Origin of the sequence: Ralstonia sp. OTU4908, assembly GCF_038440115.1 — a bacterium.
Lineage (GTDB): Bacteria > Pseudomonadota > Gammaproteobacteria > Burkholderiales > Burkholderiaceae > Ralstonia > Ralstonia pickettii.
Genome location: NZ_JASATD010000025.1, coordinates 1 through 26,420 on the forward strand (window position 1 = coordinate 1; position 26,420 = coordinate 26,420).

Sequence of the window (26,420 nt, forward strand, 5' to 3'; positions counted from 1 at the left end):
AAGCGGCACATAGTAGCCGCCTAGCACGCGTGTGGGGTATGTTCTCACGTCAGCGAGGCTATCGTCCAGGCGTTGCTTGGCTTGGCGCAACAGCTGTATCCGAATGCCGATTTGGGCGACGACATTGGTGGTAAAAAGATTCTGTGCGGTGGGTTCGCGGGTGCTTGAGTTCAGCGCTGCATAGGCGCGCTGATAGTCCCGTTCTGCTTCAGAGAGATTGGCTGACAATTCTGCTGATTCCGCTTTCATGCGGTTCACTGCAGGAGCGTATACCTTGTCGTGCTGTGTCGCGAGCGCATTGAAAGCGGTCTCCAGTGCTTTGAATGCTTGCTCTCGCGAAGATCCTGATACTTGAATGTTGATCAGGTCAGGGCCTTTGGCCGGTGTAGCGCGCAGCGAATCGAAGATCAATGCAGAGTCTTCGTTCTCTGACTCCGGTGCAGGCAAACCCAGATTCTTGAGTATCTCTGAGCGGAACGTTGGCGTGTTGCAGCGATCGGTCAACGTTGACTGCGACTCAATCAGCTTGCCATCGGCGGCGCCGCTCGGGTTCGCCACTTGGCCGATCTGAACGGTCATCCTGCCAGTCCACTTAGGGTGCTGAAAAGAGAACAGTGCCACCGCAATGACTGCACCCACCGCAGTGGTCAGCAGGATCACCTTGGCAGATTTCGCAACGAATGACTGGAGCGCCATCGATGATAGGCTTGTGGGTGCACTTTCGCGAGGATTCGACATCAGGGAAACTAAGGGGCTAAATGTGTTTCGAGCTGTCAATTGTAACTTGAATTGCAGCCGGTTCCTGGCTTGTGCGTAAAGGACTGGCGAGGGCCGCCAGGATGGTTTTTCGCTGTATCCAGGGGGTGTGGTTGTGTAGGAGCGGGGGCGCTGTGTGGAACTGCCCCCATGATGCGGTCCTTCAACGTTTACAATTTAGGACTGTTCTTTTTTCGTATGGACCGACGCATGCGCAGCATCAACCCCACCATCTTCAAAGCCTACGACATCCGCGGCATCGTCGGAAAAACCGTCGATGCGGAAACCGCACGCCTCATCGGCCGCGCTTTTGGCTCCGCAGCACGCGCCAAGGGCGAATCCGCCGTCGTCATCGGTCGCGATGGCCGCTTGTCTGGCCCGGAACTGCTCGCAGCGCTGGCAGACGGCCTGCGCGCGAGCGGCGTCGATGTGATCGATTTGGGTCTTGTGGCCACGCCGATGGTCTACTTTGGCACAAACATCGAGCTGGCTGGCCGTCGCGCCACGTCGGGCGTGATGGTCACGGGCAGCCACAATCCGCCCGACTACAACGGCTTCAAGATGGTGCTGGCGGGCCAGGCCATCTATGGCGATCAAATCCAGGCGCTGCGCACGCGCATCGAGCAAAGCGATTTCACTGAGGGCTCAGGCGATTACGTCCAGGTGGACATCCGCCAACAGTACATCGACCGAATCGTCTCGGACGTCAAGCTGAGCCGCCCGATGAAGATTGCCGTGGACTGCGGCAACGGTGTGGCAGGCGCCTTTGCGCCGGAGCTGTTCCGCGCGATGGGCTGCGAGGTGACGGAGTTGTTCTGCGAGGTGGATGGCCACTTCCCGAACCACCATCCGGACCCGGCCCACGTCGAGAACCTGCAGGACCTGGTGCGCACGCTGCAGACCACGGATTGCGAACTCGGCCTCGCGTTCGACGGCGACGGCGACCGCCTGGGCGTGGTGACCAAGGACGGCCAGGTCATCTTCCCCGACCGCCAGTTGATGCTGTTCGCGCAGGAAGTTCTGTCGCGCAACCCGGGCGGCGAAATCATCTTCGATGTGAAGTGCACAGGCAAGTTGGCCCCGTTCATTCGTGAGCACGGCGGCAAGGCCACGATGTGGAAGACGGGCCATTCGCTCGTCAAGGCCAAGCTGAAGGAAACGGGCGCTCCGCTGGCCGGCGAGATGAGCGGCCACATTTTCTTCAAGGATCGCTGGTACGGTTTCGATGACGGTCTTTATACGGGCGCCCGCCTGCTGGAGATCGTCTCGCGCCTGACAGATCCGAGCGCCACGCTGAATGCGCTGCCGAACTCGCACTGCACGCCCGAGCTGCAACTGAAGTGTGCGGAGGGCGAATCGTTCCAACTGCTCGACAAGATCAAGGCCAATGCCACGTTTGCCGGCGCGAAGGAAGTGAACCGCATCGACGGCGTACGCGTGGAATACGAAGATGGCTTTGGCCTGGCGCGTCCGTCCAATACCACGCCGGTGGTCGTCATGCGCTTCGAGGCTGACAACGATGCCGCGATGGCGCGCATTCAAGGCGAATTCCGCCGCGTGATCCTGGCCGAGAAGCCGGACGCGCAACTGCCGTTCTGATCGCACGGTCCGCACTCATGAAGTTGGGGGAAGGGGTGGCGGCATGCGCGTGCTGATCGTCAAAGTGTCGTCGCTTGGCGATGTGGTGCATTGCACGCCGGTGGTGGCCGATATCCTGCGTGCGCATCCGGATGCCGAGATTGACTGGGTGGTCGAGGAGGGTTTCGCCGGCATCGTCCGCATCGTGCGTGGCGTGCAGGGCGTGATTCCGTTCGCGCTGCGGCGGTGGCGCAAGTCGCTCGGCTCCGGCAGGACTTGGGGCGAGGTGGCGGCGTTCCGTCGCGCGTTGCGATCCAAGTCGTACGACGCGGTGCTCGATACGCAAGGCCTGATCAAAACGGCGCTCGTGGCTGCGCAGGCCAAGCTGGCGCCGGGTGGTTTCGTGGCGGGCTTCGGCAATCGGACGGAAGGCGCAGGCTATGAGCCGCTTGCGAAGCTGTTCTACCAACGCAAGGTCGAAATGGAACCGCACATCCACGTAGTCGAGCGCTCGCGCCGCATGGTGGCGGAGGCGCTCGGTTATGCGCTGCCTGACGCCATCGACTTCGGTTTGCAGCCGCCCGCCGACTTGCCGTTCAATCTGCCACGTCCGTACGTGGCACTGGTGCACGCGACTTCGCGCGCCGACAAAGGTTGGCCGCTCGAGGCGTGGGTGGATGTTGCACGCGCGCTGCTTGCACGCGACTACGCCATCGCCTTGCCGTGGGGCAGCGAGACCGAGCGACGCACGAGTGAATCCATCCGCGAAGCCATCGTCGCGGCGGTGCCGGGTACGGTCGGACGCGTGGTGATTCCGCCGCGCATGTCGCTTCCCGATGTGACGGCGTTTCTCGATCAAGCGACGGCAGTGGTGGGCGTGGACACGGGACTCGTGCACATTGCCGCCGCGCTGTGCAAGCCGACCGTCGCGCTTTACAACTTCACCACGTCGTGGCGTACCGGCGGCTATTGGACGCCCAATGTGCACGACATCGGCAGCGCCGAAGCGCATCCCACCAGCGCGCAGGCGCTCGATGCGCTGCGTGCGCTGGGTGTGCTCTGATGCTGCGCCTTCTGTATCGCTGGTTGTGGCGCATCGCGCTGCCGTTTGCGTTGGTGCGCCTCTGGTGGCGCGGTCGCAAGGAGCCCGGTTATCGCCAGCACGTCGGCGAGCGGCTGGGTTTCTACCCGCCGCGCCCGAATCCGGATCGTCCATTGCTGTGGGTGCATGCGGTGTCCGTTGGCGAGACACGCGCCGCGCAGCCGCTCATCGATGCGCTGCTTGCGCGCTTTCCGCACCACGCTGTCCTGCTGACGCACATGACGCCGACGGGCCGCCGCACCGGCGCTGAATTCGCGGCGCAGCGCAACGGCCGCGTCATCCAGGCCTATCTTCCGTACGATTTGCCCAGCGCAGTCGATCGGTTTCTGCGCCATTTCCAACCGCGCCTTGGGCTGCTGATGGAGACCGAGATTTGGCCGGTGCTGATTGAGCGCGCCTATGCGGCTGGTGTGCCGATGGTGCTCGTCAACGGGCGCCTGTCTGCGCGCAGTCACCGGCGCACCGCACGCCTCGGTGACGCCGCGCGCCAGACGTACGGGCAACTCGCCGCGGTGCTGGCACAGACGCCCGACGATGCTGATCGCTACCGCTCGCTCGGCGTGCCGCGCGTGCGGGTGACCGGCAACCTGAAGTTCGACATCACGCCGCATGTGGACCAGATCATGGCTGGCCGCGTGCTGCACGATGCATTGCACGGTCGCTCAGCATGGGTGGCGGCCAGCACGCGTGAGGGCGAAGAGGCGTTGCTGCTCGACGCATGGCTGGCACATCGCGCGCAGCATGTCGGGCGCCGGCATGCGTTGCTGATCCTTGTGCCGCGTCATCCTCAGCGCTTTGATGAAGCGGGCCAGGCCGCCGAGCGCGCGGGCCTACGCGTCGTGCGTCGCAGTGCGTTGTCGGTGTCGGCAGCAGGGTTGACGGATTCCGATCGACTTGCTGAGGCCGATGTCTTGCTTGGTGATTCGATGGGCGAGATGGCGCTGTATTACGCAGCTGGCGAAGTGGCCTTCATTGGCGGTAGTCTGCTTCCGCTCGGTGGACAGAACTTGATCGAGGCCTGCGCAGTTGGCACGCCCGTGGTCATCGGCCCGCATACATTCAACTTCGCGCAGGCAACGCGCGATGCAGTGGCCGCAGGCGCGTGCGCGCAGGTGGCCGATGCCGCCGCGGCCGTACGTGTGATCGACGCGTGGCTGTCCGATGCCGATGCGCGCGAAGCCGCATCACGTGCCGCGCTGGCGTTTGCCGCCACACACGGCGGTGCGACGGCCCGTACGGTGGAGGCGGTGGCGTCTCTCGTCTTGCCGACGCTGTAACCAACGCTGTGATGCGGTGCATGTCCGGCACGAAACGTGCGAACTCATTACGAGTCGGGCAGACTAATGGCTCTCGTGTAGTTTGCATTCCGTCATCGTTCACGATCCGCTCATGTCCCAACCGAATCGACCCAAGCCGAGCCTGCTGCAAACGCCGCGCCGCGTGGTGCTGACCGCCGCGGCGCTGGCCGCAATGACCGCCGCCACCATCATCGGTGCCGGCTGCATGACGCCAACGCCTTCGTCCTCGCCCGCCGCGGCAGCCCCCGCCGCTGCAACCAAACAGACTCCTGCCAACGCCGCACCCAATACGGGCCAGGCGTCGCTCGCCCAAGCGCAGGGCGAAGGCCGCTCGCGGTTCGTGCTCGTGCGTTGGCAAGAGTCGGGCGCTGCGCCCAAGGAGTTGCCCTCTGCCGAAGGCGACGACGCTGACCCGGCTACGCAGCCAATTTCCATCGAATTCAGCGCTGGCCTGGAGGCGGCCAACGGCGTGGTGTCGGGCTATTCGGGCTGCAATCGCTTCTCGGGGCCGTATGAGAAGCTCGCCTCGGGCATGCGCTTCGGCAACCTGGTGTCGACGCGCATGGCATGTGACCCGGCGCGCATGGAGTTGGAAACCGCGTTCCTGGAGGCGCTCAAGTCGCCGCTGGCGACCGTCGGTATGCAGCCGTCGTCCAACGGCAAGCAGGGCCGCCAAGTCATCTGGAAAACGAGCGGCGGCGCGCTGCTGCAGTTTGCCGAGCGGCCTCTGCCACCGCGCGGCCAGACTCATTGATCAGCGTTTGGCGGATTTGCCGGCAGGTTTCGCCGATTCGGGTTTGGCGCTTGGCGGCGGCAACGCGGTGATATCGCTCGAGCCGTTGGCCGTGAGCAGCGTGTTCACCTGGATCACGTCTGCCTCGGTCAGCGAGCCGGCGGCGGACTTCAGTCGTAGCCCGTTGACGATGGTGTCGTAACGCGCGCGGGCCAGATCGCGGCGTGCCTGAAAGAGCTGCGCCTGCGAATTCAGCACATCGGTGCCGATGCGTACGCCCACACCGTAGGCGAGCTGATTGGAGTCGTACGCCGTGCGCGCCGACAGCTCGGCCGCTTCCAGCGCTTTCACCTGCGCAAGTCCGGCAATGACGCCGATATAGGCTTGCCGCGCACCTTGTTCGGCAGAACGGCGGGCGAACTCAAGATCGTTTGCGGCCTTGGTTTCCAGCGCGATGTTTTCACGCACGCGCGACTGGATCGCACCGCCCGCAAAGATCGGGATCGACACCTGCACGCCAATCTGTGAACTGTCGAAGCGCGCGCCGCCCGGCAGCGACGGCAGGTATTGGTTGCCGCTGGCATTGGTGTGGCCGGTCTGCGCCACGAGGTCAACCGAAGGCAGGTGGCCCGCAGTGGCCTTCTTCACGTCGCGCTCTGCACTTTGCAGGTTGTATTGCGCCAGTGCCACCTGCAGGTTGCTGCTGCGCGCCTGGTCCACCCAAGGTTCTGCTGAAGCGGGCTCCGGCTGGGGGATCGTGACGCCTGGGCGCACGCCGGCCAGCGTGCCAACGGGTTCGCCGATGATCTGCTTGAGCGCTGATTGCTTGATCTCGAAGTCGCTGCGTGCGGCGATGACGCTGGCGTCGATCGCGTCGCGGCGTGCCTGCGCATCGTTCGCGTCGGTGATGTTGGCGTTGCCGACGTCGAAGTTGCGGCGCGCCTGTTCGTATTGCTGCTGGATCGCATCGCGCTGCGCGGTGGCGAGCTGCAGCGTGTCCTGGGCGTTGAGCACATCAAAGTAGGCCTGCGCCGTGCGCGTGATCAGGTCGAGCTGCGCCTGCGCCAGCGAAGCCTCGGCGGCCTGCGCAGCGATTTCGCCTTGCTTGTAGGTTTCCCACCGGTCCCAGCGGAAGAGCGGCTGCGACAGTGACAGCGTCCAGCCCGTCGAAGAGAACGTCTTATTGAATTCAGCCGGGGCGTTTTGATCGAAGATGATGCGCGTGGAACTCCAGGCGCCGCCAATTTGCGGCAGCAGACCGGCGCGGCCTTGCGTGAGCTTCTCGCGTTGCGCCAGCGACTGGGCGCGCGCCGATGCGAATTGCGGATCGTTCGCCAGCGCAGCGCGGTAGGCGGAGAGGAGGTCGGTTGCAGCGGCCGTGTTCGGTGGGGACTGCGCCCACGCGAACATCGGCATCATCGAACAGCACAGCACAACAAGCGAACCGCGCGCGGCCGTCCGCGTACGGCTACTGCGAGCAACAGTCATAAAGCCCCCGAGCGAGGAGGAAACGTTCGCATTCGGAAGGCAGCGCGGGCGCTTCAGACCCCGATCAGTGGCTGCGGAGCCTGAACAAGGCTTTGCCCGGCGGCGGCTTCCCCAATCAGTACGTCGCCATCTGCGGGTCCACTTGGTGAGCCCAGGCGTGGACGCCGCCTTGCAGGTTGTAGACACGCGCGGCATCAAAGCCGCTCTGCGTGATCAGGTATTGCGCAACCTGCGCGCTGCGTCCGCCATGGTGGCAGATGCAGACGATGTCTTGGTCAGCATTCAGCTCGCTGGCACGTGCCGGGATCTGGTCCATCGGGATGTGCGTGGTGCCGGGAATGGCACAGATTTCCACCTCCTCCGTCCAGCGCACGTCGAGCAGGACGGGCTTAGCGCGCGATGCGTCGGCGAGCCATTGGGCGAGGGCGGTGGGAGCGAGCTGCTGCATGATGATTGGGGGCCGAGAGGGATCAGAAGCGGAAGGACGACGGCGCGGGAACACCCACCAGCGGCGTCACATACGTCTCGAACAGGTTGCGCGTCTGATATTCGGTGTTGGAGATGCGCGTGATGAGCTGCGCTTCCATGACCGGCGCGCCGCCCACGAAGATCGACAGGCGGCCACCCACCTTGAGCTGCTTGAGCAGCGCTTCCGGCACGGCGGGCACCGAGCCCGACACGCAGATGACGTCATACAGGCCGTCGCCCCAGCCTTGCGCGCCGCTGGCCTCGACCACGTCGACGTTAGTGACGCTATTGCGCGAGAGATTGTCACGGGCGAAGGCGACGAGTTCCGGCACGATGTCGAGCGTGGTGACCTGGCGGCCGCGATGGGCCAGCAGGGCGGCCATATAGCCGGAGCCCGCGCCGACTTCCAGCACGTCTTCGTGCTTGCGCACGGCCAGCTCTTGCAGCACGCGGGCTTCGACGCGCGGTGCCAGCATGTTCTGGCCGCCGGCCAGCGGGATCTCCATGTCGACGAAAGCCAGCGCGCGGTAGGCCTCGGGCACGTAGTGTTCGCGCTTGACGACGCTGAGCAGGTCGAGAACGTCGGTATCGAGCACGTCCCAAGGACGGATTTGCTGCTCGATCATGTTGAACCGGGATTTTTCGATGTCCATGGGCATGCCTTCCACGCGGAGCGAGTGATGCAAATGAGGGTTTGACGACAAACCCGGCATTTTAGCAAGTCCGGAGGACATTCCGGCAGACGTTGTCATGACGAGGCGCCTTGATCGGGGTTGTTGCCGCCCTCGGGCAAGGGGCGCCACGGTTGCGCGGTGAGGGCGGGTGGTGGCGGAATCACCGCGCCCGTCGCCGGATTGCGTAGCACGCCGTGCAGCAGCAGTGACACGACGTGGGCGATGAACGCCTTCGGTTCCAGCTCCCGGTGCGAGCAGGGGCCGAACGAATGCTTCCACATCATCAGGAAGATCATCGGCGCGACCATGGTCAGCGTGGTGAGGTCGATGTTGACGTCGCGGAATTCGCCGCGGGCCATGCCGCGTTCAAGGATGCGCGCGAACAGGCGGTCGCAGCGGTCGATGACTTCTTCGTGGTAGTACTGCGCCAGGTCGGGAAAGTTGCCCGACTCGGCCATCAGCAGCTTGGTGAGACCCGAAGCCGGCGATTCGCCGATGAGTTCCCACCAGCCCATCAGGATCTCATGCAGCAGCGCTTCGCAGGTGCCCTCAAAACTGTCGATCAGGGCCTCGCCCTCGGCCAGCGCGGGCACCAGGTTTTCCTGCACCACGGCCTTGAACAGCTCTTCCTTGTTGGCGAAGTACAGGTACACCGTGCCCTTGGACACGCCGGCCGCCGACGCCACGTCTTCCAGCCGCGTGGCCGCATAGCCGCGCGCCACGAACAGGTTCAGCGCGGCGGCGACCAGTTCTTGGGGGCGGGCCTCTTTGCGGCGCGTCCAGCGTTTGGAGGAGGAGTCGGAATCTTGATCGGTCACGGCGGTAGGCGTCAGCCAGCGCACGAGATCACTGACTCACGGATAACTTACTTTTCGGTCATTAATGTACGCATGCCGCAAGGGTGGGTCAAGCGGCTTGGGCATTGTCAATCAGACCGGGCCTCGATTGTGCTGGTGCACAATAGCGCTTTCCGCCCTGATTTCACGCACTCGGACAGCATGGACTGTCGACCTCATTGCGGCGCGTGCTGCATCGCGCCTTCCATTTCCAGCCCCATTCCTGGCATGCCGAACGGCAAGCCGGCCGGCGTGCGCTGTGCGCAACTGGATGAGGCCAACGGCTGTCGTATCTTCGGCCAGCCGGAACGTCCGGCGGTCTGCAGCAGCTTGCAGCCCGAACCCGACATGTGCGGAGGCTCGGCCACGCACGCCATGCAATTTTTGACCCGACTTGAAATCGCTACCGCAGCGCACTGAACTGTCATGACCGATTCCACGAAACCCGCTGTCCGCTCCAACCGCGTCCGCTGGTGGGCGGGTGCGGCCGCTGCTGCAGTGGCGGTTGCCGTCACGCTCGTGGCTTGCATGCCGACCGGCTGGACCGGTGACGGCTACACCTTTTCCCGCGGCCAGATGCAGGACGCGCTTGCGCGCAAGTTTCCGTTCCAGCGGCGCTTTCTCGGCTTCTTTGACGTGACGCTGTCGAACCCGCAGGTGTCGCTCGACCCCGCGCGCAATCGCATCGCCATCCAGGCAGATGCCGTGGTGGAAAGCGGCCTGCTCCGCCAGCCGCTGACAGGGCCGCTGGCCGTCTCCAGCGGCTTGCATTACGACCCGCCCACGCATTCGATCCGACTGAATCAGCCCAGTGTTGATCGCTTCGATCTGCAGAACGTGCCCGGCGGTATCGGTCCGCAGATCAGCTCGATCGGTTCGTTGATTGCGGGCCAGTTGCTCAATGACTACGCCGTCTACACGTTCAAGCCCGACCAGCTGAAAGTGGCCGGCATTGCGGTCGAGCCCGGTACAATCACAGTTTTGCCCGAAGGTGTGCACGTTCAAGCCAAGCGGCCCTGAATCTGCAGCACGCCCAGCGCTTCGTTTTCTTCTTCCTTCTTTGCCTACTGCATGGACATCGCACTCGCCATCAAAGCGCTGATTCTCGGCATCGTCGAAGGCCTGACCGAGTTCCTTCCCATTTCCAGCACCGGCCACCTGATCCTCGCTGGCCAACTGCTCGACTTCAATGACGAAAAAGGCAAGATCTTCGAGATCGTGATCCAGTTCGGCGCCATCCTGGCGGTGTGCTGGGAGTTCCGTCACAAGATCATCGACGTGATCAAGGGGCTGCCGAATGATCCGCGTCAGCAGCGTTTTGCGATCAACGTGATCGTGGCGACGATCCCCGCAATCACGCTTGCGCTGATCTTCGGCAAAGCGATCAAGGCGCATCTGTTCAACCCGATTGTGGTGGCGTCGGCGTTCATCATTGGCGGTTTTGTGATTTTGTGGGCCGAATGGCGCGAACGTCATCGCGGCGAGACACATGACCCGCGCGCCAATGCACTGCTCGAAGCCGCCAAGGCTGGCGCGCCGCGCATTGAAACGCTGGATGACCTGCGCATCTCCGACGCCATCAAGGTGGGTTTCGCGCAGTGCTTCGCGCTGATTCCGGGCACGTCGCGCTCCGGCTCGACCATCATCGGCGGCCTGCTGTTTGGGCTGTCGCGCAAGGTGGCGACGGAGTTCTCATTTTTCCTGGCGATTCCCGTGATTTTCGGTGCGACGGTGTACGAGCTGTACAAGTCGCGTGCGCTGCTGTCGGCCGATGATCTGTCGATCTTCGCCGTGGGGTTTGTGGCCGCATTCATCTCCGCGTTCTTCTGCGTGCGCTGGCTGCTGAAGTTCATTGCCACGCATGATTTCCGCGGTTTTGCATGGTACCGGATCATCTTCGGCATCATCGTGCTGGTGACGGCTTATACGCACCTCATCGCCTGGCAAGCCTGAGCCACACGCAAGCATTTCCCTTCTTCGGTGCGAGGCTTTCGCACCGTCTGCACGATCGGGCAGATTCGGACACACTGGCGGTTTATTTAGCCAGCCGCTGACTGCCGAACCTCCCGATCATGAGAGCTCTCTTCCAGCCATTTTCCCTGCGCGGTCTCACGCTTGAAAACCGCATCGTCATCTCGCCGATGTGCCAGTACTCGGCCGACAACGGCCAAGCCACGGCGTGGCATCACACGCATCTGGGCAGCCTGTCGCTTTCGGGCGCCGGATTGCTGATGATCGAGGCGACCGCGGTGTCGCCAGAAGGCCGCATCACGAACGGCTGCCTGGGTTTGTGGGACGACGCGACCGAAGCCGCGCTTGAGCGCACGCTGGCTGCCATTCGCCAGAATGCGTTGGTGCCGATCGGCATGCAGATCGCGCACGCGGGCCGCAAGGCTTCGAGCGCTCGGCCTTGGGAAGGCGGAGCGTTGCTGGCGCTCGACGCAGGCGGTTGGGAAACGATGGGGCCGTCCGCGTTGCCGCAGCGCCCCGAGGAGCGCGCCCCGCGCGAAATGACCGATGCAGACCTCGCCCGCGTACGCGATCAGTTCGTCGATACCGCTCGCCGCGCTGTGCGGCTGGGGCTAGCGGCCATCGAGCTGCACGCCGCACATGGCTATCTCCTGCACGAATTTCTGTCGCCGATTGCCAATCAGCGCACCGATGCCTATGGCGGTTCGCGTGAGAACCGCATGCGTTATCCGCTGGAGATTTTCGATGCGGTGCGCGCAGTGGTGCCGGACAACATCCCCGTGGGCGTGCGCGTGTCGGCCACCGATTGGGTGGAGGGCGGCTGGACGCCGGAAGATTCGGTGGCGTTTGCGCAGGCGCTGCGTGCCCGCGGCTGCGATTGGATCGATGCGTCGTCGGGCGGTGTGTCGCCGCTGCAGCAGATTCCGCTGTCGACGGGCTATCAGGTGCCGTTTGCCGAGAAGATCCGAAACGAGGCCGACATCCCCACCATCGCCGTCGGCCTCATCAACGAAGCGCATGAGGCTGAGGCCATTGTTGCGCAAGGGCGTGCGGACCTGGTCGCTGTCGGCCGGGCGTTCCTCTACAACCCGCATTGGGCCTGGGCGGCCGCCGCCGAGCTGGGCGCGACGGTCAAGGCACCGCCGCAATACTGGCGCGCCTTCCCGCGCCACGCCAAGAACCTCTTCGGCGATACGCATTTCGGCGCACGCTGACTCGCGCGAGCGTGCGCGGACGTGGCTAGCCGCGCTTGCGGAAGACCACGTCCCACACGCCGTGCCCGAGGCGCAGGCCGCGTTTCTCGAACTTGGTGACAGGGCGGTAGTCGGGGCGCGGTGCAAAGCCGTCGGCGGTGTTTTCCAGCGTCGGCTCGGACGACAGCACTTCCAGCATCTGGTGGGCGTATTCCTCCCAGTCCGTCGCGCAATGCAGGTAGCCGCCGGGCTTGAGGTGCGCCGCCAGACGTGCAACGAACGGGCTCTGAATCAGGCGCCGCTTGTTGTGGCGCTTCTTGTGCCACGGGTCGGGGAAGAACACGTGGATGCCATCCAGCGTACCCTCCGGAATCATCTGCGCCAGCACTTCCACCGCATCGTGTGAAACGATGCGGATGTTGCCGATCTCGCGTTCGCCGATCAGCTTGAGCAGCGCTCCAACGCCCGGCTCATGCACCTCGACGCCCAGAAAATCGTCGTCCGGGCGCAATTGCGCGATGTGCGCGGTGGTTTCACCCATGCCGAAGCCGATCTCGAAGATGCGCCTGGCGCCAGCGCGGCCGAAGGCGGCGTCCCAGTCCAGCGGCTCCGTGGTGTAGGGCAATTGGAAGCGCGGACCGAGTTCATCGATGGCACGCTGCTGGCCGGTCGACGTACGGCCGGCGCGGCGCACGAACGAGCGGATGCGACGCGGGTGGCCGGTTTCCGCACCGCTTTCAGCGCTCTCTGCGGTATGGGTGTCTTGCGATTCCGGCGTGATGTCGTCGGGGCCGGTGCCCGGCTGTTCGATGGGCTGCATGGAGATCCCGTGCCGGTTGCCCGTCAATGGACGAGGGGCGCGCAGGCAACAAAAAAGCCGCCGAGGGCGGCTTCAGACTGTTCGGTGGAGCGGGCGATGGGAATCGAACCCACGGCTCTAGCTTGGGAAGCTAGGGTATTACCATTATACGACGCCCGCGTAGAGTACTATTTTACCCGGCTTTGCCCGAGCTTCGCAAACAGCGCCTGTGGCGGCTTCAGCGCCGCGACGCCATCGCCTGCATGGCCGCATCCACGAACTTCGCGGCGGCGTGTTCGCCCGCCAGGGGGGCGGCAGCCTTCGCGCATGCGGCAACCACGTCGCACAGCGATTGCGGGTCTTCCTTGCAGGCTCGCAGTAGCGGCATGGCCGCACCTGCCGCAGAGCCAAAGTGCTGCACGGCCAAACGCATCAACTCGACCTTGACCACGTTGGGCAACACGTCGGCCAACTCCGGTGGAACGGCCGGCTGTGGCGCAGAAATGACCTGGACCGGCGCCGTGCGCGGCTTGCTGGCGTCATTGGCGGCGGGCTCGTCGATCGGCGCCGCCACCTCTTGCAGACCAAGCGTCATGCCCGTCAACGGCGGCAGCTCGTCGTAGATGTGCGAGAGGGCAGCAGGGCCGGGGCTGCCATGGTCGTCGAACAATGGACGATTGAAGTGCGCGATGGGGTCGAAAGGCGCGGCGGTCGCTGCGTTTTCAGGCGAGATACCGGGAAGCACGTCGACCATGCCGGCCCGTTGCAGCCCCACCAGCAGGTCGTCGAGATCCGGCCAGTCGCTCAGCAGTTGATGCAGTTGCCCGACTGTGCGGGCGCCGTCAATGAGGATCAGCAGATGCCGCTGGCGCATCTGCATGTCATGGCGGCGCTGGGCCAAGGCTTCGCGGCCGTCCTCCGTCTTGATCAGGACGTTCGTCGTTACAAGCATGGTGACTCCCCGTTAAGCAGACTTGCCCGGCATCTTGATGTGCCGGTGCTAGCTGTACGTTAGTCATCACACCCGACCCCTGCCATCGTTCGATTGGCGGAGATTGTGAAACCCGAGACCAACGATCGGTCTAGCTCCGCCACGATTCCAATGCGGGCGCGGGCTCGCCGTGCGCGCTGCTTTGCCGAGCCAGCGACCCGGCGTAGGCCGCGTACCACGCGAGCACCTCCGGGTTTGCCATTGCATCGGGGTGGGCGACGCGCTCGACTGGTGCGCCAAGCAGCAGTTTCTTGATGGGTACTTCCATCTTCTTGCCCGAGAGCGTGCGCGGCACGCCTGGCGCCTGCACGATCACGTTGGGCACATGCCGGGCCGACAGTCCCGCCTTGATGCGCGAGTTGATCGTGCTGCGCAGCGTGTCGTCGAGCGTTGCACCTTCGCGCAGCACGACGAACAGCGGCATGAACGATTCGCGGCCGAGAAATTCGAGATCGACGACGAGGCTGTCGAGCACTTCCGGCAGGTCTTCCACTACGCGGTACAGCTCGGCTGTGCCCATGCGGATACCGTGGCGGTTGATCGTGGCATCCGACCGGCCGTAGATGATGGCGCCGCCGCGCGGGGTGATCTTGATCCAGTCGCCATGGCGCCACCGGCCGGGGTACATGTCGAAGTAGCTGTCGCGGTAGCGGCTGCCATCGGTATCGCCCCAGAAGAACAGCGGCATCGATGGGATTGGTGCCGTGCAGACCAGTTCGCCCACTGCATCGATCAGCGGGTGGCCGGCCTCGTCCAGGGCTTCAACACGCGAGCCGAGGTTGCGGCATTGCATCTCACCTGCATAGACGGGCAGCGTGGCGACGCCGCCCACGAAGCATCCGGCGAAATCGGTGCCGCCGGAAATCGGATTGAGCCAGACATCGGCCTTCACGTGGCGGTAGATCCAGTCATACGCCTCGGCGGAGAGCGGCGAGCCCGTCGACCCAACCGCGCGCAGCTTCGACAAGCCGAAATCGCGACCGGGCTCGATGCCGGCCTTCAGGCAATTGGCGAAGAACGCCGCCCCGGCGCCAAAGAAGGTCACGCCCGCATCCTGCGCGAAACGCCACAGCGTATTGAGATCGGGCGTGCCGGGGTTGCCGTCGTAGATGGCGAGGGTGACGCCGCCGAGCAGGCCGCTCGCCTGCGAATTCCACATGACCCAGCCGGTGCTGCTGTACCAGTGGTAGACGTCGTCGGGGCCAAGGTCGAGATGCAGCGCGCCCATCATCGTCTGCACCAGCAACAGGCCGCCGTGGCCGTGCACGATTGGCTTGGGCATGCCGGTGGTGCCGGACGAATAGAGAATCCACAGCGGGTGGTCGGCGGCGACGGGTGTAACGACGAGCGGTACGTCGTTCGCTGTGAGGTCGCGCCAGTCGAGCGCCTGCGGGAAGCGCGCGCGGTTGACCTCGCCAAGCAACTGCGGCACGACGACGAGATGTTCGACGGTGGGCAGCGCGGCGACCATTTCAGCGACCACGTCGGTGCGGTCGAATGCGCGGCCGCCGTAGTGATAGCCGTCCACCGCCATCAGCACCTTGGGCTCGATCTGGCGGAAGCGGTCGGTCACGGCCACCTGGCCCATGTCGGGCGCACAGACAGACCAGATGGCCCCGACGCTGGCCGTGGCGAGAAACGCCACCATCGCGTCAGGCGTGTTCGACAGATATGCGGCCACGCGGTCGCCCGGCACCACGCCCATCTTGCGCAGCGCATCCGCCAGCGAGGCAACGCGTTGGCGCAGTTCGCGCCATGACAGGTCGGCCAGCGGTTTGGTCTCGCTGGCGTAGCGGATGGCGGTGCGGTCGGGGCTGCCGCCTTCCTCCACATGACGCATGACCTGATCGACGTAGTTCAACTTGGCGCCGACCAGCCACTGCGCGCCTGGCATGGTGCGGTCGCCCAGCATCTGCGTGAACGGTGTCGAGGCGCGCAGGTCGAGATAGTCCCAGACGGATGTCCAGAACGCCTCCAGCTCAGTGGTGGACCAGTCCCAGAGTTGCGCGTAGCCCTCGGGCGTGGTTGCCGAGAAGTGCAGCCCGCGTTCGCGCGCAAGCCAGTCGAGGTAATGCGTCAGGCGCGCGCGTGCGATGAAGTCGGCCGATGGCGTCCAGAGCAGGGCGCCTTCCTGGATGGTGCTCATGTGTCTCCTCCGCCGGTCAGGCAAGGGGAAAGGCCGCCCGCTCTATCGTTGTGGCGGGTCGGCCGAGAGGGGGCGACGGTTCAGATGCCGCCCATGCACAGATACTTGAGTTCGAGATACTCGTCGATGCCGTAGACCGAACCTTCACGGCCGAGGCCCGACTGCTTGATGCCGCCAAACGGCGCGACCTCGTTCGAGATCAGCCCCGTGTTGATGCCGACCATACCGTATTCGAGCTGCTCGGCCACGCGCCAGATGCGGCCGATGTCGCGGCTGAAGAAGTACGAAGCCAAGCCGAATTCGGTGTCGTTGGCCAGGCGCACGACTTCCGCTTCGTGCTGAAACTTGAAGATGGCGGAGACCGGGCCGAAAGTTTCTTCGCGCGCGATCAGCATGTCGGGCGTGGCGTCCGCCAGCACGGTGGGCTCGACAAAACGCTGCGAACCAAAGCCCTGCATCAGCTTGCCGCCGGCGGTCAGGCGTGCGCCTTTCTGCGTCGCATCGTCGATGTGGCGCTGCACTTTCTCCACGGCCTGGTCGTCGATCAGCGGGCCTTGAACAACGCCCGACTCGAAGCCGTTGCCGACCTTGATGCCGCGCACCTTGGCCGAGAGCTTTTCGACAAACGTGTCGTACACCGAGGCATGGACATAGAAACGGTTCGTACACACGCAGGTCTGGCCGGCGTTGCGGTACTTCGACTGCACCGCGCCCTCCACGGCGGCATCGATATCGGCGTCGTCAAACACGATGAACGGCGCATGGCCGCCCAGTTCCAGCGCCACCTTCTTTACCGTCGGTGAGCACTGCTGCATCAGGATGCGGCCCACCGGCGTCGAGCCCGTGAACGACAGATGCCGCACGATCGGCGATTCGCACAAGGCCTTGCCGATGGCGATCGAGCGATCCGCGTCACCCGTCACGACGTTGACGACGCCCTTCGGAATGCCCGCGCGGTGCGCCAGTTCGGCCATCGCCAGCGCGGACAGCGGCGTTTGCTCGGCCGGCTTGATGACGATGGTGCAGCCTGCCGCCATGGCTGGTGCGACCTTCCGGGTGATCATGGCCAGCGGGAAGTTCCACGGCGTGATGGACGCGCACACGCCCACGGGCTGTTTCAACACGACCATGCGCTTGTCGGGCCAGGTGCTGGCCATCACGTCGCCGGAGACGCGCTTGGCCTCTTCGGCAAACCATTCGATGAACGACGCACCGTAGACGATTTCGCCCTTGGCTTCGGCCAGCGGCTTGCCTTGTTCAGCCGTCATCAGCGCGGCGAGGTCGTCGGCGTTGGCGATCAGCAGGTCGAACCAGCGGCGCATCAGGCCAGCGCGCTCCTTGCCGGTCAGCTCGCGCCACGCGGGCCACGCCGCATTGGCCGCGTCGATGGCGCGCAGCGTTTCTGCGTGCCCGAGATTGGCGACGTCGGCCAGGTGTGCGTTGGTGGCAGGGTCGTAGACGGGAAACGTCGCGCCGTCTGCCGCGCCTACCCAGGCGCCGTCGACATAGGACTGCGTCTTGACGAGGGTGCGGTCTGTGATGCGCTCCAGCGCGTTGGAGGCAGTGCGGGATGAGTCGAGTGCTTCGGCCATGGCGTTCTCCATAAGGAAGGCGGACCCGGTAGACAAAAGGGCCCGCCTTTTAGATGCAGCAGTCGCTTAACTCGCTAAGAATAACCGAACGGTCGTTCGCTCGCAGACCGGACCGCCGAGCCTTGTGGTTATTGGAAGAGCGTGTCCCACATGGCGTCGACGCGGGCCTTGACAGCGGTATCCATGACGATGGGCTGGCCCCATTCTCGCGTGGTCTCGCCGGGCCATTTGTTGGTGGCATCGATGCCCATTTTGGAGCCCAGGCCCGACACCGGGGAGGCGAAATCGAGGTAGTCGATCGGCGTGTTTTCCACCATCACCGTATCGCGCGCCGGATCCACGCGGGTGGTGATCGCCCAGATCACTTCCTTCCAGTCGCGCAGGTTCACATCGTCGTCCACGACCACGATGAACTTCGTATACATGAACTGCCGCAGGAAGCTCCACACGCCAAACATCACGCGCTTGGCGTGGCCGGCGTATTGCTTCTTCATGCTGACCAGCGCCATGCGATAGCTGCAGCCCTCGGGCGGCAGATAGAAATCGGTAATCTCCGGAAACTGCTTCTGCAGCAGCGGCACGAACACTTCATTGAGCGCCACGCCGAGCACGGCCGGCTCATCGGGCGGCTTGCCTGTATATGTGGAGTGATAGATCGGGTCGCGGCGCATCGTGATGCGCTCGACCGTGAACACGGGGAACCAGTCCTGCTCGTTGTAATAGCCGGTGTGATCGCCGAAGGGGCCTTCGAGCGCATGCTGATAGCCACTTGGGTGCGTCGGGTCCGGCTGGATATGGCCTTCGAGGATGATTTCGGCGCCGGCCGGCACTTGCAGTTGCGCCTGCGCCAAGGACGGCGTCAGGCATGTCGCAAGTTCGGTCCGGCTGCCGCGTAGCAGCCCCGCAAACTGGTACTCCGACAACGTGTCCGGCACCGGCGTCACCGCGCCAAGAATGGTGGCCGGGTCGGCGCCCAGTGCCACCACAATCGGAAACGGCTGACCCGGATTGGCGATGGCGTGCTCGCGGAAATCCAGCGCGCCGCCGCGGTGCGCCAGCCAACGCATGATGAGCTGGTTGCGACTGATGACCTGCTGCCGGTAGATCCCCAGGTTCTGCCGCTTCTTGTGCGGCCCGCGCGTGATGACCAGCCCCCAGGTGACGAGCGGCGCCGCATCGCCGGGCCAGCACGTCTGTACGGGGATGCGCGAGAGATCAACGTCATTCCCTTCCCACACGATCTCCTGGCATGCCGGCGACGACACCTTGCGCGGCGCCATATCCCACACGGCCTTGGCCATTGTCCACAGCTTGCCGGCTTCACGCAGGCCGCGCGGCGGTTCGGGCTCTTTCAACGCCGAGAGCAGGCGACCGACGTCCCGCAGTTCATCGAGCGACTCCGCGCCCATGCCCAGCGCCACTCGACGCGTGGTGCCAAACAGGTTCGCCAGCACCGGCATGTCGTACTTCTGTGCGCCGTCCACTGGTTGCTCAAAGACGACCGCTGGGCCTTCGGCGCGCAGCAGACGGTCACAGACTTCGGTCATTTCCAGGCGCGGCGACACCGGCCGGTGTACGCGGCGCAGTTCGCCCGTGCGCTCGAGCTGGGCGAGAAAGTCACGTAAGTCTCTGTATTGCATGGAGATTTTGTAACCAAAGGTAAGGTCGATCGCCTATCACGCGGACGGGCCGCCCCCCGAACGGTCGTCCGGGCGACATTTTTTTGGTGTAGGCAGGGTGGCCGCGATTGTACGACCAAAACCGCATGGCCCCCTGATGACAGAACGCGTCGCAGGTCAGCTAGTCCCAACAACGGGACGCCTATCATAACTTTTGGATATGAAAAATCATTTCTTTATGATTGACTTGGCATAACGCGCTTCCTACAATCCAATCCGATCTGGTAATTGTTGCAACGCAACATGTTTTCGGCTAATGCCTTCGCCCTGTTCTCAACCATGTGAGGGGCGACACCAGAGCACATCAGCATCGCTGCGGGACGTGACCTCCCCAAGGACACGGCCCGCATTTCTCTGGGCACTAGGGGAGTGCCCCCAACAGATGCCGGCTGACTGCAACAGCGCGGCATCCTTACTAAAAACCGTTGCGACCTGAAACGCACGGCGCCATGCAAAAGAAAGGCGTCTACCGGATCTGAGCAGCGGACGGAGGTAAGTATGAACGGTTGGAAAACCCTTCATTCTTCCGGGATCGGATCGGCGCTGCAACGCCGGCTCGTCGCCCCGGTTGGCCGCCGCCTCGCGCGTGCCGGTCAAGTTGCGCTGCCTCGTAAGCTGCGCATGGAGTTGAACGCAGGGGGCGCCGCCGCGTCCCGCAATGAGTTGCATCCTGGCGTACTGCTGGTGTTCCGCAGCGGGCATGTCGTGCTCAATAGCATCGGCTTGCTGGCGGTCGCGGCCGCAGTTGCACTCTCGCTGAACAGCGAGTGGCGTGCCACGGTCGCTCAACGCGTGCTGCATTTCACGCCGGGTGTCGACACCAGTGTCGCCTCGGCAAATCCGTCACCCGCAATTGCGGCTGGCGTGCAGCCGGTGGCTTTTGCACCGACAGCGCCGTCCGCCGGCACGGGCGCCGCTCAAGCTGTCGCTCCGGCGACGGCCCAGGGTGGCACGGTCGCGGCGGCAGGTTGGGACGCGCTTTCGAAGGTGCCGTCCGTGGCCGAGTTGGCTGCGCAGATTCCGAACACGCAAGTCGTCCGCGACGCGCGTGAGTCGGCAACCGCCGGTACCCCGCGAGAGCAGGCTGCCGTGGCGGAATACATTGCCCGCAAGTATCGCGTGGCGGCTACAGCCACCGGCCAGCTGGTGAAGGCTGCGTATCAGACCGGCAAGGAAGTCGGCCTGGATCCATTGCTCATCCTTGGCGTGATGGCGATCGAGTCCAGCTTCAACCCGTTCGCCGAGAGCGGTATGGGTGCGCAGGGCCTGATGCAGGTCATGACGAAGGTCCACCAGGACAAGTACGAAGTGATGGGCGGCGTCGGTGCAGCGCTCAACCCGTACGCCAACATCAAGGTCGGTGCGCTGGTACTGAAGGATTGCATCGCACGCGCAGGATCGATCGAGGGCGGCCTGAAGCTGTATGTCGGGGCCGTGACCCAGGGCGATGGCGGCTACGGCGGCAAGGTGTTGCAGGAGCGTTCGCGCCTGCGCATGGTCGCGACGGGCCATCGTTCGCCGATGACTGCGGCATCCGAACGTGAACCGGTGAAGCCGGTGGCGACAGCCGCGCCCGTGGCGCAGGCTGACGTGAAGACGCAAGCCGCCAAGCCGACCGACAAACCGGCCCCACGCCAACAGGAAGAGGCGCGTCTGGACAGTAAGTCGCAGGGCCAAGCCTGATCAGCTTGATTCGCTGCACTAAATAGAAAGGCCGTCCTCCGGGATGGCCTTTTTGTTTTGGCGATACGAAGCGTGCTTTATCGACCGAATAGCTTGCCGAGCCGTGCGACCGCTTCTTCCAGATGTGCCATCGACGTGGCGTAGGACAGCCGGATGTAGTGCCGCGCTGTATGCGGTCCAAAATCGAGTCCCGGCACGAGCACCACGCCCGCGTCGTGCAGCATCGACTGGGTGAGGGCATCGGCATCGTCGGCACGCGGATGGTTCACGCCTCGGCAATCGGCGTAAACATAGAACGCTCCGTCCGGCTTGACCGGTACCTTGAAGCCGAGCGATTCCAGGGCCGGCACAATGAAATCCCGGCGGCGGCGGAATTCGGCCTTGCGCTCTTCGTAAATCGCCAACGCTTCCGGCTCGAAGCACGCGAGCGCCGCGTACTGCGCCACCGCCGACGCGCAGATGAACAGGTTCTGCGCGACCTTTTCGAACTCGGGCACCAGTTCGGCGGGCGCCACCAGCCAGCCGAGTCGCCAGCCGGTCATGTTGAAATACTTGGAGAAGCTGTTGATCGTGACGACATCGTCGCCGAACGACAGTGCCGAGACGGGGGCTTGGTCGTACGAAAGGCCTTGGTAAATCTCGTCGACGATCGAAAATCCGCCTCGCGCGCGTACCGTCTGCACAATACGCTGCAGCTCATCCGGCAGGATCGACGTGCCCGTCGGATTGGAAGGAGAGGCCAGCAGCACGCCCTGCGTGCGGTCGCCCCAGTGAGCGTCGACCTGCGCAGCCGTCAACTGGAAGCGTTCGTCCGGCCCCGACGGCACCAGCTTTGCCTCGCCATTGAAGGCAGCCACGAAGTGACGGTTGCACGGATAGCTCGGATCGGGCATCAGGACTTCGCCGCCGATCTCCACCAGCACCGCACACGCCAGCAGCAATGCCGCCGACGCGCCCGCCGTCACAATGATGCGCTCGGGTGCAATCTCGAGGCCGTAGACGGTGTGATAGTAGCGGGCGATAGCCTGGCGCAGCGGGCGAATGCCCAAGGCCCCGGTGTACTGCGTGACGCCGCGCCGCATGGCGTCCGCCGCGGCTTGCACGACGGGCTCGGCGGCGGTGAAGTCCGGCTCGCCGATGCCCATGTGAATGATGCTGCGTCCCGCCAGTTCCAGCTCGCGGGCCTGCTTGGCCAGCTCCATCACGTGAAAGGCGCGAATATTGGCCAGCCGGGCGGCTGTCTGCAGGCGGTGGGCGTCCATCTTCAAGCGAGGCAAAAGGTAAAGCGAACGGCAGACGCCGAATTACCGGCGGGCAGCGACCTCGACAGCGCGGACCTGAGCGGCCAGTTTGTCCAGCACGCCGTTGACGTACTTGTAGCCTTCCACACCGCCGAAGGTCTTGGTCAGTTCAACGGCCTCGTTGATCACGACCTTGTACGGGATGTCCACGCAGTGCACCAACTCGTACGCGCCGACCAGCAGGGCGGCACGCTCGACCGGCGACAGCTCGGCAACCGGACGATCCAGGTACGGCGTGAACGCCTCGGTCAGCGTGGTTTCTTCGCGGATCGCACCGTGCAGCAGCGCGTCGAAGTGCGCGCGGTCGGCCTTGTTGAAGCCTTGCGCGTCCTGCAGATGCGCCTCGACCACGCCCGGGTCGTTGCGATTGAGCAGCCATTGATACAGACCCTGCAGCGCCAGTTCGCGTGCACGGCGGCGCGCGCTCTTGGCGGGGGCCTTGGTCTTGGCTTGGGAATTGTCTTGCGTCATGGGAAAAGCCTTTGCGCGAGGAAGCGCTTATTCATTCTCGCCGTCGTCGTCCTGGCCGTGATCCTGCAGACCGTCGAGGTCGTTGGTCAGGTTGGCCATTTCGACGGCGGTGCGGGCGCAGTCGCGACCTTTTTCGCGGGTGCGGGCATGGGCCTGTGCGTCGGTGTCGGTGGTCAGGATGCCGTTGGCGATGGCGATGTTGAAGTCCAGGCCCACGCGCGTGATGCCGGCGCCCGATTCGTTGGATACCAGCTCGAAGTGGTACGTCTCTCCGCGGATGACTGCGCCCAGCGCGATCAGCGCGTCGAACTGGCCCGATTCGGCCATCTTCTGCAGGGCCAGCGGGACTTCCAGCGCACCCGGCACAGTCACGAGCAGCACGTCTTCGCCGGCCACGCCGAGTTGTTCGAGTTCAGCGACGCAAGCTTCTCGCAGTGCTTCGCACACGGGCTCGTTGAAACGCGCCTGGACGATGCCGATGCGCAGGCCTTCGCCGTTGAGATTGGTCGGGTAGAAGCCGTGGTCCATGGTGTATTCCGGTTGGGGTTGCCTGAGGTTGTCTATCTGGCAACGTCAAAAAAAAGAGGGCCTGCGCGGCAGCTTTGCTACCGCGCAACATTCAATGCGTGGCGGTGGAGGAAGCAGAAGTGACGCCTGGCGCATCCGCCATCGACTGATACGCCGTCACTTCCAGATCGTAGCCGACCATGCTCGGCAGCTTGAGTGGCGAGGCCAGCACCCGCATCTTGCCCACGCCAACCTCCTTGAGAATCTGTGCGCCGATTCCATAGATGCGCGGATCGGGTTTGGTACGTGGGCGCTCGTGCGGTGCATCCAGCGCGGTGAACTGGGTGAACAGGCGGTCCGCCGAATCGCCGCAATTGAGCAGTACGACGACGCCCGTCGGGGCCGCTTGCACGGCGCGCAGCGCGGCGGGCACGCTCCACGAGTGCGTCGTGCGCTGGCATTCCAGTAGATCAAGCACCGACAGGGGCTCATGCACGCGCACCAGCGTTTCGGTGTCCGGCGTCGGCGTGCCCTTGACCAGCGCCAGATGGGCGCGGCCGGCCGCGCGGTCGCGGAAGGCAACGGCATGGAACGTGCCGAACTGCGTCTCCATCGTGCGCTCGCCGACGCGCTCGACGATGCTCTCGGTGCGGCTGCGGTATTGGATCATGTCGGCAATCGTGCCGATCTTCAGGCCGTGTTTCTTGGCGAATTCCACGAGGTCCGGCAAGCGCGCCATGGTGCCGTCGTCCTTCAGGATCTCGCAGATTACGGCGGCGGGTGTCAGGCCCGCCATGGCGGTCAGGTCGCAACCGGCTTCGGTGTGGCCGGCGCGCATCAGCACGCCGCCCTTCTGGGCCCGCAGCGGGAAGATGTGGCCCGGGTTCACCAGGTCAGACGGTTTGGCGTTCTTGGCGGCCGCCACCTGAATGGTGCGTGCGCGGTCGGCCGCGGAAATACCGGTGGTCACGCCTTCGGCCGCTTCGATCGATACGGTGAAATTGGTGCCGAACTGCGTACCGTTGCGGCTTGCCATCATCGGCAGGTCGAGCTGGTCGCAGTGCTCTTCGGTGAGCGTCAGGCACACCAGGCCGCGCGCGTGCGTGACCATGAAGTTGATGGCTTCTGGCGTGACGAAATCGCTCGCCAGGATCAGGTCGCCTTCGTTCTCACGGTCTTCCTCGTCGACCAGGATGACCATGCGGCCGGCGCGGATTTCGGCAATGATTTCTTCGACTGTGGCGATCGACATGGCGTAGCAGGGGTGCGCGCCGCCGGTCAACTCCCGCCAATCGGTGATTTCGGGGGCCGTGCGACTGCGTAAATGGGAAGCCCGCTATTGTACGCCAAGGCGGCCCCAAGCCAGTGGGGCCAATGGTTCAAACGGCTGCCAGGGGTTGGGTGCCCACGGGCAGGCCAATAGCGGCGTGGGTCAACATGCGTTCCACGTAGCGGGCGATCAGGTCGATCTCCAGGTTGACCTGGCTGCCGGCCTTCAAGTGCTTGAGCGTGGTGACTGCCACGGTGTGCGGGATCAGATTGATCGAGAACTCGCAGCCGTCGGCATCGTCCCGGACGGAATTGACCGTAAGCGACACGCCGTTCACCACCACGGAGCCCTTGTAGGCCAGATACTTGCCCAGCTCTACCGGAGCCCGCACGCGCAGTTCGTGCGATTCGTTGACCGGCGCGAAGTATGTGACCGTGCCCAGGCCGTCCACATGGCCGGATACGAGGTGCCCGCCGATGTGGTCAGCCAGGCGCAGAGCCTTCTCCAGATTGACCTCGCCGGGGCGTTCCAGCCCGACCGTCTTGGACAGCGATTCGCGCGATACATCCACGTCGAAGCGGGTCTCGGTTTTGGCGACGACCGTCATGCATGCGCCCTGGATGGCAATCGAATCGCCCAAGGCCACGTCGGCTAGCGGCAGGCCGCCGGCGTCGATGGACAAGCGCACGCCGGCATCGGCGTTGTCGCCAAGCGGCGAGACGGTTTCAATACGGCCAACTGCGGCGACGATTCCGGTGAACATAAGCAATCAATCCGTCGGGTTGCGGCGCGCCAGGATGCGGAGATCGCCCCCGATGCGCGAGATATCGTGAAAGAAGAATTCGGCCGCGCCTTCCAGCGTCTGCAGCGGCCCCATATTGAACATGCCCTGGCCCGAGCCGAGCACCTTGGGCGCCAGATAGACTAGGATCTCGTCAACCAGCCCTTCGCGCAGCAGCGAGCCGTTGAGTTTGAAGCCGGCTTCGACGTGCAGCTCGTTGATTTCGCGGCGACCCAGTTCGCGCAGGACTGCGGCCAGATCGACTTTTCCTGCGGCGTTCGGCAGCAGGATGACCTCCGCGCCGCGCTCGCTCAACGCACGCATGCGGCCAGCTTCGGGTTGAGCGGCAAAAATGAGCGTCGGCTCGTGGTGCCCATCTGCGGTGAGGATGTGGGCGTCGAGTGGCACGTCCAGCGCCGAGTCGATCAGCACGCGGCGAGGCTGGCGCGGAGTGTTGATGGCGCGCACGGTCAGTCGCGGATTATCTTCGCGTACGGTGCCGATGCCGGTCAGGATGGCACAGGCACGCGCGCGCCAGCGGTGCCCGTCGTTGCGCGCTTCGGCTTCGGTAATCCATTGGCTGACGCCGTTGTCCAGCGCGGTGCGGCCGTCCAGCGATGCGCCGACCTTTACGCGCACCCAGGGCGTGCCGCGCGTCATGCGCGAAACGAAACCGATGTTCAGCTCACGCGCCTCGCGCTCCAGCAGACCGCAACGCACGTCCACGCCGGCATCGCGCAGCTTCTGCAGACCACGCCCGGAGACGGCAGGATTTGGATCTTCCATGGCCGCCACCACGCGTGCAATGCCTGCTTCGACCAGTCGATCTGCGCAGGGCGGGGTGCGGCCAAAGTGGCTGCAGGGCTCCAGCGTCACATAAGCGGTGGCGCCGCGCACGTCCTGGCCGCGCGACTGGGCATCCTTGATGGCTTGGACTTCAGCGTGGTCCTGGCCGGCGGGTTGTGTGTAGCCCTCGCCGATAACGGTGTCGTCTCGCACGATCACGCACCCGACGCGCGGGTTGGGCGTGGTGGTGAACAAGCCCTTCTCGGCCAGCGCCAGGGCGCGCTGCATCATGGCGTGGTCGAAGTCGGAGAACATGA

Annotated in this window: 25 protein-coding genes and 1 tRNA gene; 9 read left to right on the forward strand and 17 right to left on the reverse strand. The window is 64.4% G+C overall.

What is annotated here, in order from left to right; all coding sequences use genetic code 11:
• The coding region (locus tag AAHM38_RS18535; protein WP_165835807.1) for a hypothetical protein at positions 1 to 696 on the reverse strand (696 nt) is incomplete at its 3' end.
• A gap of 270 nt (positions 697 to 966) precedes the next feature.
• On the opposite strand from AAHM38_RS18535, the gene AAHM38_RS18540 reads away from it, so the two are divergent.
• From AAHM38_RS18540 to AAHM38_RS18555, 4 genes are all read left to right on the forward strand, one after another.
• Positions 967 to 2,355, forward strand: a complete 1,389-nt coding sequence (locus AAHM38_RS18540) for a phosphomannomutase/phosphoglucomutase (protein WP_012761361.1) — start codon at positions 967 to 969, stop codon at positions 2,353 to 2,355.
• Positions 2,356 to 2,398: 43 nt separating this feature from the next.
• On the forward strand, positions 2,399 to 3,397 hold the full coding sequence (waaC, locus tag AAHM38_RS18545) for a lipopolysaccharide heptosyltransferase I (protein ID WP_116576818.1): 999 nt from the start codon (positions 2,399 to 2,401) through the stop codon (positions 3,395 to 3,397).
• Positions 3,397 to 4,713 carry a lipid IV(A) 3-deoxy-D-manno-octulosonic acid transferase gene (gene waaA / locus AAHM38_RS18550; protein ID WP_012761363.1) on the forward strand — a complete coding sequence of 439 codons (1,317 nt, stop codon included), beginning with the start codon at positions 3,397 to 3,399 and terminating at the stop codon, positions 4,711 to 4,713. Before waaC ends, waaA begins: the two co-directional genes overlap by 1 nt.
• A 112-nt stretch (positions 4,714 to 4,825) precedes the next feature.
• The gene (locus AAHM38_RS18555) at positions 4,826 to 5,488 is read left to right on the forward strand and encodes an META domain-containing protein (RefSeq protein WP_012761364.1); all 663 of its coding nucleotides are present in this window, start codon (positions 4,826 to 4,828) and stop codon (positions 5,486 to 5,488) included.
• On the opposite strand, the gene AAHM38_RS18560 is transcribed toward AAHM38_RS18555, so the two are convergent.
• The 4 genes from AAHM38_RS18560 to AAHM38_RS18575 form a co-directional block, all read right to left on the reverse strand.
• Complete coding sequence (locus tag AAHM38_RS18560) at positions 5,489 to 6,955, reverse strand: TolC family outer membrane protein (protein ID WP_116576819.1); 1,467 nt, start codon at positions 6,953 to 6,955, stop codon at positions 5,489 to 5,491.
• 115 nt (positions 6,956 to 7,070) lie between these two features.
• The gene (locus tag AAHM38_RS18565) at positions 7,071 to 7,403 is read right to left on the reverse strand and encodes a rhodanese-like domain-containing protein (RefSeq protein WP_116576820.1); all 333 of its coding nucleotides are present in this window, start codon (positions 7,401 to 7,403) and stop codon (positions 7,071 to 7,073) included.
• A gap of 22 nt (positions 7,404 to 7,425) precedes the next feature.
• Positions 7,426 to 8,076, reverse strand: coding sequence for a protein-L-isoaspartate O-methyltransferase family protein (locus AAHM38_RS18570; protein ID WP_012435048.1), 651 nt, complete (start codon positions 8,074 to 8,076; stop codon positions 7,426 to 7,428).
• A 95-nt stretch (positions 8,077 to 8,171) separates the two neighbouring features.
• The gene (locus AAHM38_RS18575; protein ID WP_116576822.1) at positions 8,172 to 8,939 is read right to left on the reverse strand and encodes a TetR/AcrR family transcriptional regulator; all 768 of its coding nucleotides are present in this window, start codon (positions 8,937 to 8,939) and stop codon (positions 8,172 to 8,174) included.
• 156 nt (positions 8,940 to 9,095) lie between these two features.
• On the opposite strand from AAHM38_RS18575, the gene AAHM38_RS18580 reads away from it, so the two are divergent.
• From AAHM38_RS18580 to AAHM38_RS18595, 4 genes are all read left to right on the forward strand, one after another.
• Positions 9,096 to 9,353: a YkgJ family cysteine cluster protein gene (locus tag AAHM38_RS18580; protein ID WP_012435050.1), complete on the forward strand. Its 258-nt coding sequence runs from the start codon at positions 9,096 to 9,098 to the stop codon at positions 9,351 to 9,353.
• Positions 9,354 to 9,359: 6 nt separating this feature from the next.
• Positions 9,360 to 9,953 carry a DUF1439 domain-containing protein gene (locus tag AAHM38_RS18585; RefSeq protein WP_012761369.1) on the forward strand — a complete coding sequence of 198 codons (594 nt, stop codon included), beginning with the start codon at positions 9,360 to 9,362 and terminating at the stop codon, positions 9,951 to 9,953.
• A 51-nt stretch (positions 9,954 to 10,004) separates the two neighbouring features.
• A complete protein-coding gene (locus AAHM38_RS18590; protein ID WP_009238869.1) occupies positions 10,005 to 10,886 on the forward strand; it encodes an undecaprenyl-diphosphate phosphatase in 882 nt (293 codons plus the stop codon).
• Between the two features lie 119 nt (positions 10,887 to 11,005).
• Positions 11,006 to 12,118: an NADH:flavin oxidoreductase/NADH oxidase gene (locus tag AAHM38_RS18595; RefSeq protein WP_116576823.1), complete on the forward strand. Its 1,113-nt coding sequence runs from the start codon at positions 11,006 to 11,008 to the stop codon at positions 12,116 to 12,118.
• 25 nt (positions 12,119 to 12,143) lie between these two features.
• Here AAHM38_RS18595 and trmB read toward each other — a convergent pair whose 3' ends face one another.
• The 6 genes from trmB to ubiD form a co-directional block, all read right to left on the reverse strand.
• Positions 12,144 to 12,917: a tRNA (guanosine(46)-N7)-methyltransferase TrmB gene (gene trmB / locus AAHM38_RS18600; protein ID WP_116576824.1), complete on the reverse strand. Its 774-nt coding sequence runs from the start codon at positions 12,915 to 12,917 to the stop codon at positions 12,144 to 12,146.
• Between the two features lie 85 nt (positions 12,918 to 13,002).
• Positions 13,003 to 13,076, reverse strand: a tRNA-Gly gene (locus AAHM38_RS18605).
• 58 nt (positions 13,077 to 13,134) lie between these two features.
• A complete protein-coding gene (locus AAHM38_RS18610; protein ID WP_116576825.1) occupies positions 13,135 to 13,848 on the reverse strand; it encodes a hypothetical protein in 714 nt (237 codons plus the stop codon).
• A 130-nt stretch (positions 13,849 to 13,978) separates the two neighbouring features.
• Positions 13,979 to 16,033: an acetoacetate--CoA ligase gene (locus AAHM38_RS18615; protein WP_116576826.1), complete on the reverse strand. Its 2,055-nt coding sequence runs from the start codon at positions 16,031 to 16,033 to the stop codon at positions 13,979 to 13,981.
• Between the two features lie 80 nt (positions 16,034 to 16,113).
• Positions 16,114 to 17,625: an NAD-dependent succinate-semialdehyde dehydrogenase gene (locus AAHM38_RS18620; protein ID WP_116576827.1), complete on the reverse strand. Its 1,512-nt coding sequence runs from the start codon at positions 17,623 to 17,625 to the stop codon at positions 16,114 to 16,116.
• Positions 17,626 to 17,753: 128 nt separating this feature from the next.
• Positions 17,754 to 19,265, reverse strand: a complete 1,512-nt coding sequence (ubiD, locus tag AAHM38_RS18625; RefSeq protein ID WP_116576828.1) for a 4-hydroxy-3-polyprenylbenzoate decarboxylase — start codon at positions 19,263 to 19,265, stop codon at positions 17,754 to 17,756.
• A gap of 537 nt (positions 19,266 to 19,802) precedes the next feature.
• Here ubiD and AAHM38_RS18630 point away from each other — a divergent pair.
• On the forward strand, positions 19,803 to 20,987 hold the full coding sequence (locus AAHM38_RS18630) for a lytic transglycosylase domain-containing protein (RefSeq protein ID WP_009238862.1): 1,185 nt from the start codon (positions 19,803 to 19,805) through the stop codon (positions 20,985 to 20,987).
• 77 nt (positions 20,988 to 21,064) lie between these two features.
• Here AAHM38_RS18630 and AAHM38_RS18635 read toward each other — a convergent pair whose 3' ends face one another.
• From AAHM38_RS18635 to ribD, 6 genes are all read right to left on the reverse strand, one after another.
• On the reverse strand, positions 21,065 to 22,249 hold the full coding sequence (locus AAHM38_RS18635; protein WP_012761448.1) for a pyridoxal phosphate-dependent aminotransferase: 1,185 nt from the start codon (positions 22,247 to 22,249) through the stop codon (positions 21,065 to 21,067).
• A gap of 42 nt (positions 22,250 to 22,291) precedes the next feature.
• Positions 22,292 to 22,759, reverse strand: a complete 468-nt coding sequence (nusB, locus tag AAHM38_RS18640) for a transcription antitermination factor NusB (RefSeq protein WP_012761449.1) — start codon at positions 22,757 to 22,759, stop codon at positions 22,292 to 22,294.
• Positions 22,760 to 22,786: 27 nt separating this feature from the next.
• A complete protein-coding gene (gene ribH, locus AAHM38_RS18645; protein WP_004629552.1) occupies positions 22,787 to 23,287 on the reverse strand; it encodes a 6,7-dimethyl-8-ribityllumazine synthase in 501 nt (166 codons plus the stop codon).
• Between the two features lie 91 nt (positions 23,288 to 23,378).
• Positions 23,379 to 24,518 (reverse strand): bifunctional 3,4-dihydroxy-2-butanone-4-phosphate synthase/GTP cyclohydrolase II, encoded by a 1,140-nt coding sequence (gene ribBA / locus AAHM38_RS18650; RefSeq protein WP_116576829.1) that lies wholly within the window; start codon positions 24,516 to 24,518, stop codon positions 23,379 to 23,381.
• Between the two features lie 127 nt (positions 24,519 to 24,645).
• Positions 24,646 to 25,299, reverse strand: a complete 654-nt coding sequence (locus tag AAHM38_RS18655; protein ID WP_004629548.1) for a riboflavin synthase — start codon at positions 25,297 to 25,299, stop codon at positions 24,646 to 24,648.
• 6 nt (positions 25,300 to 25,305) lie between these two features.
• Positions 25,306 to 26,418: a bifunctional diaminohydroxyphosphoribosylaminopyrimidine deaminase/5-amino-6-(5-phosphoribosylamino)uracil reductase RibD gene (ribD, locus tag AAHM38_RS18660; RefSeq protein WP_012761451.1), complete on the reverse strand. Its 1,113-nt coding sequence runs from the start codon at positions 26,416 to 26,418 to the stop codon at positions 25,306 to 25,308.
• Positions 26,419 to 26,420: the final 2 nt, after the last annotated feature.